Origin of the sequence: Agrobacterium tumefaciens (assembly GCA_025560025.1) — a bacterium.
Lineage (GTDB): Bacteria > Pseudomonadota > Alphaproteobacteria > Rhizobiales > Rhizobiaceae > Agrobacterium.
Genome location: CP048486.1, coordinates 1,446,078 through 1,460,698, shown reverse-complemented (window position 1 = coordinate 1,460,698; position 14,621 = coordinate 1,446,078). Strand labels below are relative to the sequence as shown.

Here is a 14,621-nt window from a genome sequence, read left to right as displayed (position 1 = left end):
AGTTTATGATACGTTTCAGAAGGCTTTTGAGCCGTGTTTTACGACCGCCCTCGCCTGCTGTCTGTGGAGAGCGCTGTTGCGATGACCGGCACTCTCGTCTGCCCCTTGGATTTAAAAAGATAGGCCGGCAGATGCCGGCCTATCTTCGTTGCGAGGTCTAGCGTCTGTAGCGCAGACGCTCCTGTTCGATTTCAGCTGGTTCATAAGGATCCAGCGTGTCGTCAAAACGTGACCAGCCCTCTTTGGCATAGGCCTCACGGCGCTGATCGGGATCGACCCAGTTGGACTGGCGCAGGATGTCCTGCGCGTCCGCATAAAGGCTGTCTTCCACTTTCGCGGTTACCAGCGTGCCGCCGCGGCGCACGCCTTCCGCATAGACATGGGCATGGTCTTCCGGCACGCCGGACTCCGTCAGCGCGCCGATAAGCCCGCCGGCGGCACCGCCTGCCACGGCACCGGCTACTGCCCCCGCCGCTGTTGCGGCAAGCCAGCCTGCGGCAACCACCGGCCCGACGCCGGGAATTGCCATGATGCCAAGGCCGGTGAGCAGACCGCCCACGCCACCGACGGCGGCGCCGATGCCGGCACCCGTGCCGGCGCCTTCAGCGGCGTTTGTAGACTTGCCGTGGCGTTCATCTGCATTGTTGGACACGATGCTGATATCCGAGGATGGCACACCGCGTTCTTCGAGCGCGCTGACGGCCGCGCTGGCATCCGAGTAGTCGTCGAAAAGTCCTGTAACGGTCTTCATAGGATTCTCCTGAAGATTGAATTAGTTAGCGACAATGTTGCCCTGATAGTCGAGCGCCAGGCTTACCGGCTTGCCATCTTTCGAGGCCTTGGCCTGCCAGACACCCCTGTCATCCTTCACAAGGCCGGTGACATCGGTATATCCGGCCTCAGTGAGGCGTGTTTTCGCCTGTTCCTCGGTAAAACTGTTTGCGCCTTCGACAGGCGCTGTGGGATTCTTGGTCTCGGGCGTGGCCACGGCGGGCATTTTCCCATCGGTTGCCGGGGCGGGGGTGGTCTGTGCGAAGGCGGCAAGCGTCGACGCGCCGACAAGCGCTGCGGCTAAGAGAAGTTTTTTCATGATTTTTTCCTCGTTGTAGCCTTTCGAGCAGGCTCCCACAGCAAACACTATGCTCGCCGCAAGGTTCCGCCGCTCTGCAAGAATTGGATGGCGTTTGCGTTTCCGTGACGGTGAATGGCTTGCCGACGTGGTGCGCGGGCAGGCATTGCGGCGGGATGAAAATTATTTTGCCGCCGCAGGAACGTCGCCACGGTTCGAGGGTTCTCCAAGTCCAGCACTCAAAATTTGATCGGTTTCCCGGATGCCTGCGGAAAAGGCGTTGCATGACGTTTTGCCTGACAGGCTCGAGGACATCGGCTTTTCCTCAAACCAGACACTGAAGGCCCAGCCGAAAATGGCGTGAGCCGCCCACTCTGTTCGGGCCGCCTTTCAGGGCGGCTTTTTCATTTCCGGGCCGCGATAGGCCCATTCCAGTTCAGGAGCCACACCATGGCCAGGACCACCAACAGCACCAAGACCACCAACAGCAAATCACCGCAAGACAAGACGCAGACCGTCACTATTCACGACCAGAAGCTGGAGCGCGGCGCCGGCGGCGAGCTGCACCAGCCGGCCGAAACAGACGCGCCTGTGCTGACAACCGCCCAGGGAGGACCGGTTGCCGACGACCAGAATTCTCTGCGGATCGGCGCGCGCGGGCCGCTTGTCGTGGATGATTTCCATTTCCGTGAGAAAATCTTCCACTTCGACCACAAGCGTATTCCCGAGCGCGTGGTGCATGCACGCGGTTACGGCGCGCACGGCTTCTTCGAGACCTACCAATCCTTTTCCGCCTATACCGGGGCGGATCTCCTGCAGCGTGCGGGCGAAAAGGCCCCGGCCTTCGTCCGCTTCTCGATGCCGCGCCTGGTGGCGCAGGCACCTTCGGGAAAGGAATATCCGACAGGTTAGCCGAGGTCGGAGGCTGTCAGGATATTCATATTGCGACGCGATTTGGCGTAGACCTTCTGTGCCGCGGCATAGATGGCCGTGCGCATCGCGTCGAAAGAGGAAAGGCACTGGGCTTCCGACATGCTCATGGCGTGTCCCCGGCCCCTGGCGAGCGCTTCGGCCTCGACAAGAAACCGGATCTCGAACATGCCGTCATGGCCGAAAAAGCGAACCGCTTTACGCCCCTCGTCAAAACTGCGGGCCGCGTTGGGGAAAGCGAGCGTCATGACTTGCTCCCCTTGCGTTCTTTCCTGCGCAGGGCGTTACGCCGGTTGAGGGACAGCATGCCGTCGGTCGCTTCCGCTATGCTGAGACGGGTCAGCCTGCGGACGCCGATGCGCACCGGCACGCCGGTGAAGACATGGTATATCGTCCAGCTCTTATCCCTCTCGATCCGTCTTCCATATTGGGTCTCGAGCGTATCGGAGACGGGAGCGCCGCCTTCGTTCTCCCAGGTCTCTATCCTCAGCGCCTGGCGCCGGTGTTCGTTACACGTTTCCATGGTGTTGCCTTTCATATGGAACTCGTACGCGGATTTCGTCCGCGTGGAGCCCGTTTCATTCTACGCCGCTGTTGCCATGTTCCGCCGGACGAACGTTACGCGGAGGCATAAAGAAATGGCTGATGGTGTATGATCGCCGCTACCGGCACGCGCCTCTCGCAATGGGTAAAACTTCGCGGCATCGTCAAAAATGACACCGCAGCGCTTGCGCAAACATTTGCAATCGGACGAAGAAAAGAAGACGGCGCCTCTCTGACACCGCAGCGCCATGCGGCCAGCATGACGAAGCCTGACCATGCGCCCGGATTGCGCGGAAAACAAGGCGATGGACGGCCACACGCCATCCAAGGCGAACACAACTTTGTGACGAGATGAAATATCCTCAAAAACCAGTAGTTGAAATCCCGGCAGAGGCAGGATATAAGGGGCAATCGAATTTGCTTGCTTAGCTTTGCTTGTCACGCGTCTGGCACCGCGTTCTGAACGAACCTTTCCTTTCAAAATCGCTATCATCATCCGCAGCGCATGAGTGCTGTGGTTTCTCTATTGCTATGAAAGGGTTCATCATGACCACTGGCACAGTTAAATGGTTCAATTCCACCAAGGGCTTCGGCTTCATTCAGCCTGACAATGGCGACGCCGATGCGTTCGTCCACATCTCCGCTGTTGAGCGCGCCGGCATGCGCGAACTCGTCGAAGGTCAGAAGATCGGCTTCGAGCTCGAGCGCGACAACAAGTCGGGCAAAATGTCGGCCTGCAATCTGCAGGCTGCCTAAGGGTCTGTGCTTCCCTTTGACCACGGATGTACTGGCACTGCCGGAAGCACGCCAACCCAATCAAGGCCAGGCAAATTGCCTGGCCTTTTGTTTTTCGCTCGCTCTCCGGGCATCATCATCGGAACACCCTTGACAGAAAAATACAGTATTTCCCGCCAGAAGGCGGAGCTCGCCTTCAGCCATATTCAGACACCGTTCTTCGCAAAGGAAAAAGCGCTTGAGGAGCTCGATTCCATTGCGCAATCCCGCGATGCAAAGACCATGCGCCTTCGGGAAGCCCGTCTTGCGAAGGAATTGTCTGATCGTACCGCGGCAACATCCGCTCTGCTCGCCAAACGCGCCCGCGCACGTTGATCGATATCCGCGCCGTTATCGCCGTCCGCACAAGACCTGCCTGGAAAACCTGACCACCGGCCGGAACGTCGCGAGCATGAAAGCGTTGCATCCTGAACGACATCACGATGGCTCATTCAGGGATAGTGCTGCATGAAGATACGCGCCGGGTTCGATATTGCTTATGAGTGCGAGAATGAGACGGCGATGCTGCTGGTTCTCAACATCCATCCCGGCCGGCGCGCGGATCTGCTCACCGAACAGGTCCTGACCTTCGACCGGCCGGTCGAGGCCTGGGGTTATCTGGACATCTTCGGCAATGCCTGCAGCCGCATATCTGCACCGCCCGGACTGACGACGATCTCCACGCGCTTCGACATATATGACAGCGGTCTGCCGGATCCCGTTCCCGAAAACGCTTTCCAGCACGATATCAAGGATTTACCAGACGATGTTCTGGTGTTCCTGCTGGGCAGCCGTTACTGCGACACCGACCGGCTGGCGGACTTTGCCTGGAAAAACTTCTCGGCTACACCACTCGGCTGGCCCCGTGTTCAGGCGGTCGTCGACTTCGTCCATTCCCATATTGTCTTCAACTACGAGAAAGCCGATCCGCTGAGGACAGCTTACGGCGGGTTCACCGACAGGACCGGCGTTTGCCGCGATTTCGCGCATCTTGCGATCACCCTCTGCCGCTGCATGAATATCCCCGCCCGCTATTGCACCGGTTATCTCGGTGATATCGGCGTGCCGACAGACCCCAACCCGATGGATTTCAGCGCCTGGCTTGAGGTCTATCTCAGCGGCCGCTGGTATACGGTCGACGCCCGTCACAACACGCCCCGCATCGGACGCATATTGATGGCGACAGGACGTGATGCCACAGACGTCGCCCTGTCCACCGCTTTCGGGCCGGCCGTCTTGAAGCGGTTCGAGGTGGTTACAGAAGAATTGGCTGGATAACGACCGGTAAAGCGTGAAGGTTCGCGCCTGCCTTTTTTGCCATGGCACCGCTGCGGGCGATAAACGAAACATCCTGTCGCCTAGACCGCACCAAGCGCTTCGGGCCCGACAAAGGCACCCAGTAGCATAGCAGCATCCCATTGACCATGGTCACAAGGATGATCGGCAGGCTGGTTCGAATAAAAACGGAAGAAATCGATCCACGCAGGAACGAATTGGTCGGCACGGAGGCCAAACGGTTTTGTTCACTCATCTCAACATTCCAAAATGGGCAAGTCGGATTTTCTGAGTGGGCGCTTGCATTGCCACCGCACCAACTACCCAAAAGGGGATATTGCGATCAGCTTAAACGAGCAGGTTCACCAATGACAGGGCGTCATGCAAGCGGCCGGCCTCCTGAAGCCGGGGAGATTTATATGACTGCATCGCTACGCGGTGAAGCAAAACCCAATCGCCCTCATCCTGTTGGCTGAGGGGGACATTTACCCAGAACCGTCAGTTCAGGTTCCACTTCGAGCTGAGCAGCAGGTAGCATAGGTCCAACGGCAGCTTCGGGGGCATCTCGGTGTCCGTCAGACGGCTGGGAAGAAGGAGCGTTCTTGTCACAAAATTTGTCGCTCCATGGCCAAAGCACCCAGCTTCCAAGCTAAGTTGGGAAGCCGTCACGCCACCTCAAGGTGTGAGGATTCCATTCCCTGCGCGATAAGCGGCGCAGAAGACTCCGAATGCGGGTGGGAAGTGTTAAGTCGCCGAGCCACGATATCGTGGTTGAGCCACAGGACGGGACCGGAGGGTTCGGAAGATTCGCCAAAAATTAGCTGCCCGGTTGCTTTCACAACGAGACCGCTCAGGAGGTCGCTGATCATCACCTTGCCATCCCGATGCATCTGGGTAATCTCGTTTGACGTGCCAATGGTCAGATCGGCCTGTGCCTGACTGTTCGCCATGGGCCAAGCCGAAAAGACATAGAACGGGCGCATGACCTCGCTGGCCTGCATGGCGGCGATCTTCCGGAAAACATCCTTCATGGTTAAGCCATCGGCCAGAAGCTGCTGGCAGGCCTGCCACTGTTCGTCTGCCCATTGGCCACCGTTTTCTTTCTTCAACGCAAGCAGCAGCGGTATGAGGGGCAGTTCGATACCCGTGAACACATCGGACGAGTTGGTCCGAATTTCGGGACAGTTATAGACAGTTGCCTTGATCCCGGTCGCCCAGGCTTCCTCTGCAATGCCTTCGAGCCGCATCTTCGCATATCCCTGGGTGTAGTTGGTATAGGTCTGCCAACGATAGCTCCCATCGATCAGGACCGCCGATCCATGATAACCATAGGCCGTATATCGCACTTGTCCGCCCGAAGCTTCGACGCGCTCGCGGATCGCCGTGCTGAAATCAATGAGATGGCGAAAGGTGTTTGCGGAGACATCGTCAAAATTCTGCAGAATGAGCTTTCCCATGTCACTGTCGAGCAGGGTCTGCGATGACATGTGGCGGGCGCCAGTTCCCTTGTAGATTCGATTGGCGACGACCAGGAATACCTTCGCCTTCGGAATGCCCCCAGCCATTGTGTGGGCGAAGAAAACATTGCGGCCAGCGCTAATCATTCCGTCTAGAACGGTCATGACCCTTGAAAGCGACTCCGTAAAACGCACAGTAGCGATGTCGCGGCATTGCCCGACATAGTCCCAGTCGAGCTTATCGTGTTCCCAGCTCTCCAGCGTCATCTTTGCCAGGAGATCGGTGGGAGTTGGACCGTCTGCGGGCGCATCGAGATCGAAACCCGCCATAAGAGGTATGTTGATAATCCTGCCGCCCAGTTGGGCCTCCGCCGAAGACAGTTCCTCGGCGTCAAGCGGCCGGAGCGCGTTGTTCTCGTCGCGCCGCCCGACGGTGATCCCCACAATCTCCATTCCAGCCCGTCTGGCTTCGTCAAGTAAGCCGGTGGCGTATCCGCGGCCGAATAGTTCGCCGAACAGTACGAAAACATCGCCCTTACGGAAGACCGTGTTTTCGGAAAGACTATTCAGTGCAATCGGATTTTCCATACTGTCAACTCTTTGCCTCGCGTATCGTAGAGCAATGGCTCACACGACCTGTGATAAAGACATGACCGCATAGTCGCCGGATGGGAACTCATTTTCGGTGACCGTTCATTTCAAAACGTGAAATCAATCCCCTGTTGTTCTTACACTGCAGCGAAATGCCAAAGCCGTTGGAGACAGGCGCACCGATACCAAAACGATGATTACGACTACCTCGTCCAGATGCCAGAGATCATTCTGATTTGGCAGCTTCCAACACAACTGAGCTGCATAGTCCATGCCGGAGTTCTTTGCCCAGCATTGGATCGCAGGAAACCACGATCAATTGTTCTAAAAGCTTTTCGTGGGCCAATCGCGGGCTCAACGTAAATCGAAAATACAGTCGAACCGCGCGAGCGATATCCGCAGGCGAAAAAAACGACGACGTTGGGCTCTTGCTCATGAGGACGAAATAGCCGCGAGGCTTTCAACACAAGTTAACCTGAGATCACCCGAAAATATATCTGAAACGCGTGGCAGTAATCGCCTGACGATTGGCCGAATATGTCGGCTGTATTGCCTATTATTGGACCGCTATACCCGTCTAGAATATAATTATTGGCGGCTGGGTTTTGTACGGTCAAGTTTTGTTGACGGGAATTGCTTAGCCGCCGTGACTGCCGCGGGTGCCAGTATACGCCTTACGACACCGGCGTGGGTCTATATTCACGAGTAGCAAGCGGTCTGGTTTTGGCCAGAATGCCTCGCGTCTTAGTTGACCGGACTGATAAATCTGGACTTTCGTAGGCCTAGATTGGTTTCCGGATCGACGCGTGTCCTGACAGTGGTCAAGTGGCTATCAAAGTTCAAACAGGTGGCGCACATGGATCTAGCAAATTTTCTTTATCTCGCTGACTTTTCTCGACATTAGAGGATGCTAAAATGTCAACTAGAGATGACGAACGTTCTGTCCAGACAACGCCGGTGTTTTACCTCGGGTTAATATTCTCGATCTCTGGGTTGCTGGTGGGTTTTCTTTTTGCGGGATATGTCACGATTTCGGCCGCGGCGTTTGTCGGCCTTTTCTTGGGCATCCTGATTGGCTGGCATTCGCGAGGCCTGCTATGATAACGGTGACTGTTGGAGTTGATGAGCGGCCCTCAGACCGAATTCCACTGCCCATTCCACGACGGTGTGAAACGTGACGGAAATGTCGCGCTCGTAAACCTCTAGAAGGGGTGATTCAGAACTTCCGACAGACGGCAACGCCCACTTCTACATAGTGTCAGCCAAGAGACGACTTCCGCTTCGTTCAATTGGCGATGTAACGCTAATCGGGCTGGTAGGAAATACGACATGGTCTGAGTTATGGTAAGGCTACTCCGGCCAGGTCCCTTTTGAAGCGCGAGTGGCCTGAGGAATTACAGGTCGAAGTGGATGGCTGTGTTCTTCACAGGGTTGGGACGAAGAGATTTCTGATCTCGGAGTAGGCGTCGACAAAACCTTGAGGCGCACCTACCAAATGAAACTTGCGTCACCCGGCCAGAATGAACCCTACCCACATAAAGAGGCAAATCACGGAGAAGTCACCGAGCAATCCATGGCTGAATTGGCCGTCCATTTGGCAAAAAATGACTGCCTCGCATCTTTGTGCCGTGAGTGCGTTGGCCATACTGTCCGGCGACGGAGTGGTTTATCGATAGAATAAGTGGCTTGGTATGTTCAGGAATCTCTGGAGGCGAATTGATCGATGTTTTGGCGTGGACGTCACTAGTTGTTGCTATCATCACCGCACTCTGGTTGCCGGGCCGCGAGCGCCGACACTGCAATAACCAGATAGCATTTAGCGCTGTTCTCCTCGCCGTGGCTTCTACGCTGTTTATTTTAGCATACCCAAATAATCGACGCGTTGTAGCGATGTTTATGGTGCTTGGCGCAGTAATACTGGAGTTGATCAAATTGTTTATTGCACCTCGGCGGGCAACTGTAACGGTTTTATTGCTGAAGGTTGTCGCCGCATTAATCGGTACTCTCCTCGGAGCGATCTTGGTTCTTGCAGTACAATAGAAATCGGTCGGAATCGATTTTTGGTGTTGGAATTCCGCAACGTGAAGCGGCTCCCTTTGTCTCGCGGACAATTGCAATACTGCAGCGCGATAGGAGCAAGCGCGCAAGATTGCGCAGTTTTAAAACGTATTGGTCGATGGACGGCACCAAGTGCAACCAAATTAGGACACTGTTTTCTTGGCGTATATAACCTTCATGCGCGTGTTAGCTTCACTCGTTCTAGCTCTCATCACACTGTCCTCGTGCGCACGCAGACCGGGCTCAGACGTTTTGCAACCGATGGATACAAAAGCATATGGTGCGAAAACGGTAACCGCCTATGTGGCAAGTACACGCCAAGAAAGCGATCGGGGTAAAGGCTTCGGAACGGATCGCGCAGCGAGAGCTAACTATGCCCAATTCGATATTTCCATTCCACCTACGCACCAAAAGGGGAAAATCGAGTGGGCGAGCGGCAAGCCAAATCCCAAGACAGACTTTGTCGTGACAGGCGCCAACATGCTCAGCGAGGAAACATTCAATACCGATCTTGGCCGGATCGCCAAGTCAGGCAGGCAGATAGGCCTTTTCGTGCACGGCTACAATCACAGCTACCAGGAAGCCTTATTCCGGGGAGCACAAATGGCCGCCGATGCGGATATCGATGGCATACCGGTGGTGTTTTCGTGGCCCTCGCAGGCAAAAGTCACGGGATACATTGCAGACAAGCAGTCCGCGACTTATTCACGCGATGCACTCGCGAAAGTCATGGCCAACCTCGCCCTACAATCCCCGAAGCGAAAGATCATTGTGTTTGGTCACAGCATGGGGGGATGGCTTATCATGGAAGCCTTGCGCCAATTGCGGTTCCAGGGACGAAACGACGTCATTGCCAAACTTCAGGTCGTTCTGGCGGCTCCAGATATCGACGCCGACGTGTTTCGTAAACAGGTCGAGGTCGTTGGGCGGCTTGAGCCACCCCTAACGGTCATGGTTTCAAAAGATGACCGTGCTCTCAAGGTTTCATCCATACTGGGCGCTGATGTTAAACGGATTGGGGCACTGGATGTCGAGAACCCTTCCGTCCAGCTAGTTGCCTTGCGCTACGGCGTACAATTCATTGATATTTCTGACGTGAAAGCGTCGGGCCTGCTCAACCATGACCGCTACACGGCACTAGCCGCCCTGCTGCCGCAGTTGGAAGAAAGTACCGGTGGGCAAGGGTCGGGGTTTGGGCGAGCGGGAGCATTCGTATTTGATACAATTGGAGCGACCCTTTCTAGCCCATTTCATCTCGCGAGCAAAATTGTTAATCCTGAGCATTGATTTCAGTTTTTTGGCGTTTTCGCTCGGGAAGACGTTAGCGGACGCGGTCAATCATCTTTTATGACCCGTGATCTCTCCATCAATCGCTGCCTTATGCCTGGATGTACCGATCCGTAAGCGGCACGCTTTCTTTTTTCGCAGGCGAGTTTTTGGAGTGCAACGGCTCGGCGTTTTGTCTCCGCTAGACGGTGCTGCCAAGAGCAAACGCGTGATCTCTTTATTACGAGGACCTCCGGCAGATTTCTCTGCTCTCCCTCATAAGAACTCTCGCACTCGCCGTCCCAGTCTGTTGTCAAGCTGCCGTGGGACTCGTGCAACCCTGGCTATCTCTTTCACCAACAAGGTTTGATCGTGAAAGAGGGTAGGCGAACAGATCCAAATTTAAAAAACTCACTTTTGGATCCCCTTCCGTCCGTTCCCAAAGAAGTGTGGCCGCTAGGAACCGGCATCGTCGATCGATCGGTCACACTCGCTAAAGCCGACGCACTCCACTCAGCGCGTGAGGCATGGAACAGGGCTATTTGAGATATTTCTCTTCAGAATCTCCTGAAAGATATTGCTGGCTCATAAGCACGTATGTTTGGCGAGAAGCGCAGTATCGAGCGAATTGCGGGTCGTAACCGCGCGCTCTACGAGCACCACAGCGATTATCAAGATTTCTGTCAACCTAGAGAATCTCGACCTTACGAGGATCGGGACGCAGGACGCATCGGATCAAATATCTGTCCTGTGATGAAAGGGAAACCGCCAGTGAAGAGAATGTCAGCTTGTAAGTCGATGTATACGCTCTTGCTTAGCACAACTACGCTCATTGCGATCAGCGTGCCCGCATATCCACAGGAGGCGAAATACGTAGGCCCCAGTTCTTGGTGGAGTGACCCCGCGAATTGGAGCACCCGCAAGGTGCCGGATTCGGGGACGGATGCCTTGATAGAAGGTCATACGGTGGGATCGGAGTATTCAGGCGCAGCAGCAAAATCGATCACTATTGGAAAAGGGGCCGTTTTTGTTTTCGCCGGCACATCCGACCCAGCACTTACTGCCAAAAATATTACTGTCCAGGATGGCGGACAATTTGCCTTCGCTGGCAAGTCGTCTTCGCTAAAACTGGAAGAGCAAATCACCGTGACAACGGGGGGCCTTGTCGCCTTTATGAATGATTCAGCCGCAACTAATCTTCGGATTCGAACCCTACCAACGGAACAGGAGGCTCCGACCTATTTTGATTACTTTCAAAGAGTAACGTCTGGTACCTCAACCGAGATAAAGCGTCAGATCCTGTTTCGCCACCATGCCTCAGCCGCTAATAGTGAAATTGCCGTAAACCGGCTCATTGCTCAGTTCGCGGAGGATGCAACGGCCGCTCATTCAACGATCACGGTGTCAAACAAAGGCTATATCGACTTCACCCAAAGAGCTTCTGCAGGTGCCGCGATAATCGATGTTAGTGGTGGTCTTTTAGCTGTTGAAGACGACGCGACGCTTGGAACTGCGTCTCTCACAGTCGGCAAAGACAGTGTGATTGTTCTCACAGAGAATGCCAATGCGGGAGCTGCAAAGCTAGACAACAGCGGAATGGTCGGTTTGAACGGGAGAGCCGAACTGCGCAGCGCGACGCTTACCAACGGGGATCAAGGACTTGTCGTGTTCGACCAAGAGGCCCAGGGTAGATCTGCGAGCATCACCAACAAAAGTGGCGGGATACTTCAGGCCGGTGTAGGCAGGGCAACCCCCATAGAGATTGGCTCTGTTTCGGGAGCAGGTTATGTTTTCCTCGGCACTTCAGGCTTGATCGTCGGCAATGCTGCAAAAAGTGACGTTATTTCTGGAGTAATCCAGGACGGGTTTTCACAAAATTACGTTGACAAGCTTCTCCCGCCAAATGTTCAGGAGGCGAAAGCGTCGTCCAAGGCTCTGCACGGCCTTCGCAAGGTTGGCGCCGGCACGCTTACATTGACGGGCACGAACACGTTTTCTGGCGGTACGACGGTTGAGGCTGGTACGCTTAAGCTCGGCGATGGCGGCACCTCCGGCAGTACTCTGGGAGATATAAATAACGAGGCGATACTGGTTTTCGATCGATCCGACGATGTGACATCGGCAAATTCCATTAGCGGGACCGGGGAGATTATTCAGGCCGGTTCTGGATCAATTCTTCTGACCGGTGACAGTTCTGACTTTGCGGGCCAAACGACCGTCAGGAATGGAGCTCTGCTCGTCGGAAAGCCGGGCTCAGGCGGAGCGCTCGGCGGTAACCTGAGCGTGCTGGAAGGGGCAAGACTGGGTGGTTCGGGGATTGTTGGTTCGGGTACCGGGTCGCTGACCAGTATTTTGTCTGGGGGCACGCTTGCCGCAGGCAACTCAATCGGAACACTGACCATCGACGGTGATCTGAAGATGGCTCCCGGTTCCAACTTCGAAACGGAAATTGCAAGCGACGGTCGCTCCGATCTGGTCAACGTGACAGGTAAAGCCGATCTCGCCGGCAGCAATATCCGCATTGTTTCTGTCGATGCCAATACCAGTTACCAGACCGAGAGGAGCTATCGTATTCTAAACGCAGAAGGCGGTGTCAATGGCGTGTTTTCCGACACCCTGTCGAGTTCGGCATTTTTGGACCTCGGCGTGGCTTACAACCCTAAAAGCGTTAATCTTACGGTGTCGCTCAAAAAGCCCGCAGTTGGTCCCGATGTCGGCGTTCCCCATCGCCTCTTCCCAACCGTCGCGGAGACATCGAACCAGCTTGCCACAGCGACTGCTCTGGATGGATTGGCGCAGTCCGGTTCTTCCCTTGCACTCTATAATGATCTCCTGATGTTGAATGCGGACGAAGCGCGGGCAAGTTTCGATCGCCTTTCCGGTGAGGCCTATGCCACAGCCGCCGGTGTTCTGGTGGATCAGTCCCATTTCGTCCGGGGCACGATGAACGGTCGCATGCAGCAGGCGTTTGGTCAAAGTGCAACCGCTCCAGCTCAGGAATCCCATCCCTATTTTGCATGGACCACCTCATATGGTTCCTGGGGAAGCTACGATGGCAACAGTCTATTCGGAGACGTAAGTTCTTCGATCGGCGGTTTCGCTAGCGGGATTGATGTAGACCTCTTCGATACATGGCGTGTGGGTATCATGGCGGGATACGGCCACTCGAACTTTGATGTGAACGAACGCTCGTCGTCGGGAGACAGCAAGAACTACACGCTTGGAACTTACGCGGCGTCGCAGTGGACGCTGTCTGAAGGTTCCGCGCTCAATTTCCGGTCCGGATTGGCACACACATGGCACGATCTTTCGATGAACCGTAACGTCGCTTTTCCTGGCTTCTCCGATAGCCTTTCCAGTGAGTATGACGCCTCTACACTGCAGCTCTTCGGAGAGGTGGGGTATGAGTTGAACATGGATCGCACCATTTTCGAACCCTATGCTAATGCCGGTTTTGTGCATTTCAACAGCGACGAGTTTGGTGAAGCCGGTCGTACCGCGGCATCGTTGTCGGTAACCTCAGCAACGTTGAACACCTGGTTCACCACTATTGGTTTACGTGCCGCGACCGAACTCGACATCGGTGAGACGTTAGTAACGGCGCGCGGCGATATCGGCTGGCGGCATAGCTATGGCGACGTCACCCCCACGTCGACAGCAAGCTTTGTCGGATCCGAGACGTTCACTGTTTCAGGGGCGCCGATTGCCAGGGACGTCGCTCTGATCGAGGCAGGCTTCGATATTCACTTTACCAAATCCGCAAAACTGGGCGTCTCCTACAACGGACAGTTCGGATCGGGTACAATCAACAACGGCGTCAATGCGAAGTTTAGTGTGAAATTCTAAGCCGATATTGAACAGTCGGAGGTGGGACTGCGACCATGACGGGGCGGAAAAAGGTCAGCGGCGAGGAGCATGAGATTTATCCTCGCTGGAGGCCCCGCCCGGTCGCCCAAAGTACTTACTGGGTGGATCCAACGGCAGCGAATCGATGCACACAGACGATTATAGCCTCCACTGATCCAAGTACGATTTTGTGCTGATAGTCATTGTCATTAAGCAGAGCCTCATCCTATAGGTTTGAAAAGAAAACCCATTTCCAAAAGTATGCTTGGAATACTTCCTGTGCGCAGTAATAGAAAATTCCCGTGGCGCTCCGGGTTCTTCAGGAGCGGCACGCGGCGCCCAAGCGCTGTGACCATCGAGCGCTGAATTTCGAAAGAGAAAACCTGTTTCTCCCGGAAAATCAGATCTTCCATGATCGCGCTCACGCCAAGGGAAGTTCGTGGGTATCACTGGAGCCCGCCAAAACGACCAGATTATTATTAGTAGCGAGTTCCTCCGCCTGCGCGCCCGAAGATTTGGGAGATAGCCTATAGACGCTCGCACCCCTGACCGATCGGTTATTTAAGGCATCAGCATGCAGCGAGACGAGCAGATGCGCTCGCATCGTTTGCGCCAGCTTCACGCGTTGGTGGCGGCGAAGATTGTGGTTCAATGGTAGCCTTAAGCCAGCCTTAAGGTGGTGAGGGAAATTTGCGCTCATGGACACTTGATCGGAAAGGCCCGGATAACTTTGCGCAAGAAGATGATTTCAATGCCTCACTCCAAGTCTCAAAATTTGGCCTCTCATGTTATGTTATTTAATAACGTCGGCC

The 14,621-nt window shown here is 55.1% G+C and carries 14 protein-coding genes and 2 pseudogenes; 8 read left to right on the top strand and 8 right to left on the bottom strand.

From position 1 onward, the window contains the following. Positions 1 to 157 precede the first annotated feature (157 nt). Entirely contained in the window at positions 158 to 751 is a 594-nt protein-coding gene (locus tag FY152_20655) for a hypothetical protein (GenBank protein ID UXS34527.1), read from the bottom strand. Between the two features lie 21 nt (positions 752 to 772). Continuing rightward, positions 773 to 1,090 carry a PepSY domain-containing protein gene (locus FY152_20650; protein UXS34526.1) on the bottom strand — a complete coding sequence of 106 codons (318 nt, stop codon included), beginning with the start codon at positions 1,088 to 1,090 and terminating at the stop codon, positions 773 to 775. 501 nt (positions 1,091 to 1,591) lie between these two features. Here FY152_20650 and FY152_20645 point away from each other — a divergent pair. After that, positions 1,592 to 1,927: pseudogene (locus FY152_20645) on the top strand (catalase). 50 nt (positions 1,928 to 1,977) lie between these two features. Here the strand turns inward: FY152_20645 and FY152_20640 are convergent. Both FY152_20640 and FY152_20635 read right to left on the bottom strand, forming a co-directional pair. Next, on the bottom strand, positions 1,978 to 2,247 hold the full coding sequence (locus FY152_20640) for a DUF1488 domain-containing protein (protein ID UXS34525.1): 270 nt from the start codon (positions 2,245 to 2,247) through the stop codon (positions 1,978 to 1,980). Further along, positions 2,244 to 2,537: a hypothetical protein gene (locus FY152_20635; GenBank protein ID UXS34524.1), complete on the bottom strand. Its 294-nt coding sequence runs from the start codon at positions 2,535 to 2,537 to the stop codon at positions 2,244 to 2,246. The genes FY152_20640 and FY152_20635 overlap by 4 nt, the downstream gene beginning before the upstream one ends. A gap of 114 nt (positions 2,538 to 2,651) precedes the next feature. Here FY152_20635 and FY152_20630 point away from each other — a divergent pair, with 114 nt between their 5' ends. The 4 genes from FY152_20630 (at position 2,652) to FY152_20615 (ending at position 4,594) form a co-directional block, all read left to right on the top strand. Next, positions 2,652 to 2,897 carry a hypothetical protein gene (locus tag FY152_20630; protein UXS34523.1) on the top strand — a complete coding sequence of 82 codons (246 nt, stop codon included), beginning with the start codon at positions 2,652 to 2,654 and terminating at the stop codon, positions 2,895 to 2,897. A gap of 191 nt (positions 2,898 to 3,088) precedes the next feature. Further along, positions 3,089 to 3,298 (top strand): cold-shock protein, encoded by a 210-nt coding sequence (locus FY152_20625; protein UXS34522.1) that lies wholly within the window; start codon positions 3,089 to 3,091, stop codon positions 3,296 to 3,298. Positions 3,299 to 3,427: 129 nt separating this feature from the next. Beyond that, positions 3,428 to 3,652 (top strand): hypothetical protein, encoded by a 225-nt coding sequence (locus tag FY152_20620; GenBank protein ID UXS34521.1) that lies wholly within the window; start codon positions 3,428 to 3,430, stop codon positions 3,650 to 3,652. 132 nt (positions 3,653 to 3,784) lie between these two features. Continuing rightward, positions 3,785 to 4,594, top strand: a complete 810-nt coding sequence (locus FY152_20615) for a transglutaminase family protein (protein UXS34520.1) — start codon at positions 3,785 to 3,787, stop codon at positions 4,592 to 4,594. Between the two features lie 83 nt (positions 4,595 to 4,677). Here FY152_20615 and FY152_20610 read toward each other — a convergent pair. Further along, positions 4,678 to 4,847 (bottom strand): annotated as a pseudogene (locus tag FY152_20610) (MATE family efflux transporter). Positions 4,848 to 5,256: 409 nt separating this feature from the next. Continuing rightward, positions 5,257 to 6,636 carry a hypothetical protein gene (locus FY152_20605; protein UXS34519.1) on the bottom strand — a complete coding sequence of 460 codons (1,380 nt, stop codon included), beginning with the start codon at positions 6,634 to 6,636 and terminating at the stop codon, positions 5,257 to 5,259. A gap of 1,719 nt (positions 6,637 to 8,355) precedes the next feature. On the opposite strand from FY152_20605, the gene FY152_20600 reads away from it, so the two are divergent. The 3 genes from FY152_20600 to FY152_20590 all read left to right on the top strand — a co-directional run bounded on the left by FY152_20600 (position 8,356) and on the right by FY152_20590 (position 13,809). After that, complete coding sequence (locus FY152_20600) at positions 8,356 to 8,679, top strand: hypothetical protein (GenBank protein ID UXS34518.1); 324 nt, start codon at positions 8,356 to 8,358, stop codon at positions 8,677 to 8,679. Between the two features lie 195 nt (positions 8,680 to 8,874). Further along, a complete protein-coding gene (locus tag FY152_20595; protein UXS35131.1) occupies positions 8,875 to 9,984 on the top strand; it encodes an alpha/beta hydrolase in 1,110 nt (369 codons plus the stop codon). Positions 9,985 to 11,136: 1,152 nt separating this feature from the next. Further along, the gene (locus tag FY152_20590) at positions 11,137 to 13,809 is read left to right on the top strand and encodes an autotransporter domain-containing protein (protein ID UXS35130.1); all 2,673 of its coding nucleotides are present in this window, start codon (positions 11,137 to 11,139) and stop codon (positions 13,807 to 13,809) included. A gap of 221 nt (positions 13,810 to 14,030) precedes the next feature. On the opposite strand, the gene FY152_20585 is transcribed toward FY152_20590, so the two are convergent. Together FY152_20585 and FY152_20580 are read right to left on the bottom strand one after the other, a co-directional pair. Next, positions 14,031 to 14,222, bottom strand: coding sequence for a hypothetical protein (locus FY152_20585; protein ID UXS34517.1), 192 nt, complete (start codon positions 14,220 to 14,222; stop codon positions 14,031 to 14,033). An 8-nt stretch (positions 14,223 to 14,230) separates the two neighbouring features. After that, a complete protein-coding gene (locus FY152_20580) occupies positions 14,231 to 14,461 on the bottom strand; it encodes an N-acetylmuramoyl-L-alanine amidase (protein UXS34516.1) in 231 nt (76 codons plus the stop codon). Positions 14,462 to 14,621 lie beyond the last annotated feature (160 nt).

Coding starts and splice junctions, on each gene's coding strand:
- FY152_20655 (UXS34527.1), bottom strand. CDS start 751: ATGAAGACCGTTACAGGACTTTTCGACGACTACTCGGATGCCAGCGCG.
- FY152_20590 (UXS35130.1), top strand. CDS start 11,137: ATGAATGATTCAGCCGCAACTAATCTTCGGATTCGAACCCTACCAACG.
- FY152_20635 (UXS34524.1), bottom strand. CDS start 2,537: ATGAAAGGCAACACCATGGAAACGTGTAACGAACACCGGCGCCAGGCG.
- FY152_20630 (UXS34523.1), top strand. CDS start 2,652: ATGATCGCCGCTACCGGCACGCGCCTCTCGCAATGGGTAAAACTTCGC.
- FY152_20605 (UXS34519.1), bottom strand. CDS start 6,636: ATGGAAAATCCGATTGCACTGAATAGTCTTTCCGAAAACACGGTCTTC.
- FY152_20650 (UXS34526.1), bottom strand. CDS start 1,090: ATGAAAAAACTTCTCTTAGCCGCAGCGCTTGTCGGCGCGTCGACGCTT.
- FY152_20625 (UXS34522.1), top strand. CDS start 3,089: ATGACCACTGGCACAGTTAAATGGTTCAATTCCACCAAGGGCTTCGGC.
- FY152_20585 (UXS34517.1), bottom strand. CDS start 14,222: ATGGAAGATCTGATTTTCCGGGAGAAACAGGTTTTCTCTTTCGAAATT.
- FY152_20615 (UXS34520.1), top strand. CDS start 3,785: ATGAAGATACGCGCCGGGTTCGATATTGCTTATGAGTGCGAGAATGAG.
- FY152_20640 (UXS34525.1), bottom strand. CDS start 2,247: ATGACGCTCGCTTTCCCCAACGCGGCCCGCAGTTTTGACGAGGGGCGT.
- FY152_20595 (UXS35131.1), top strand. CDS start 8,875: ATGCGCGTGTTAGCTTCACTCGTTCTAGCTCTCATCACACTGTCCTCG.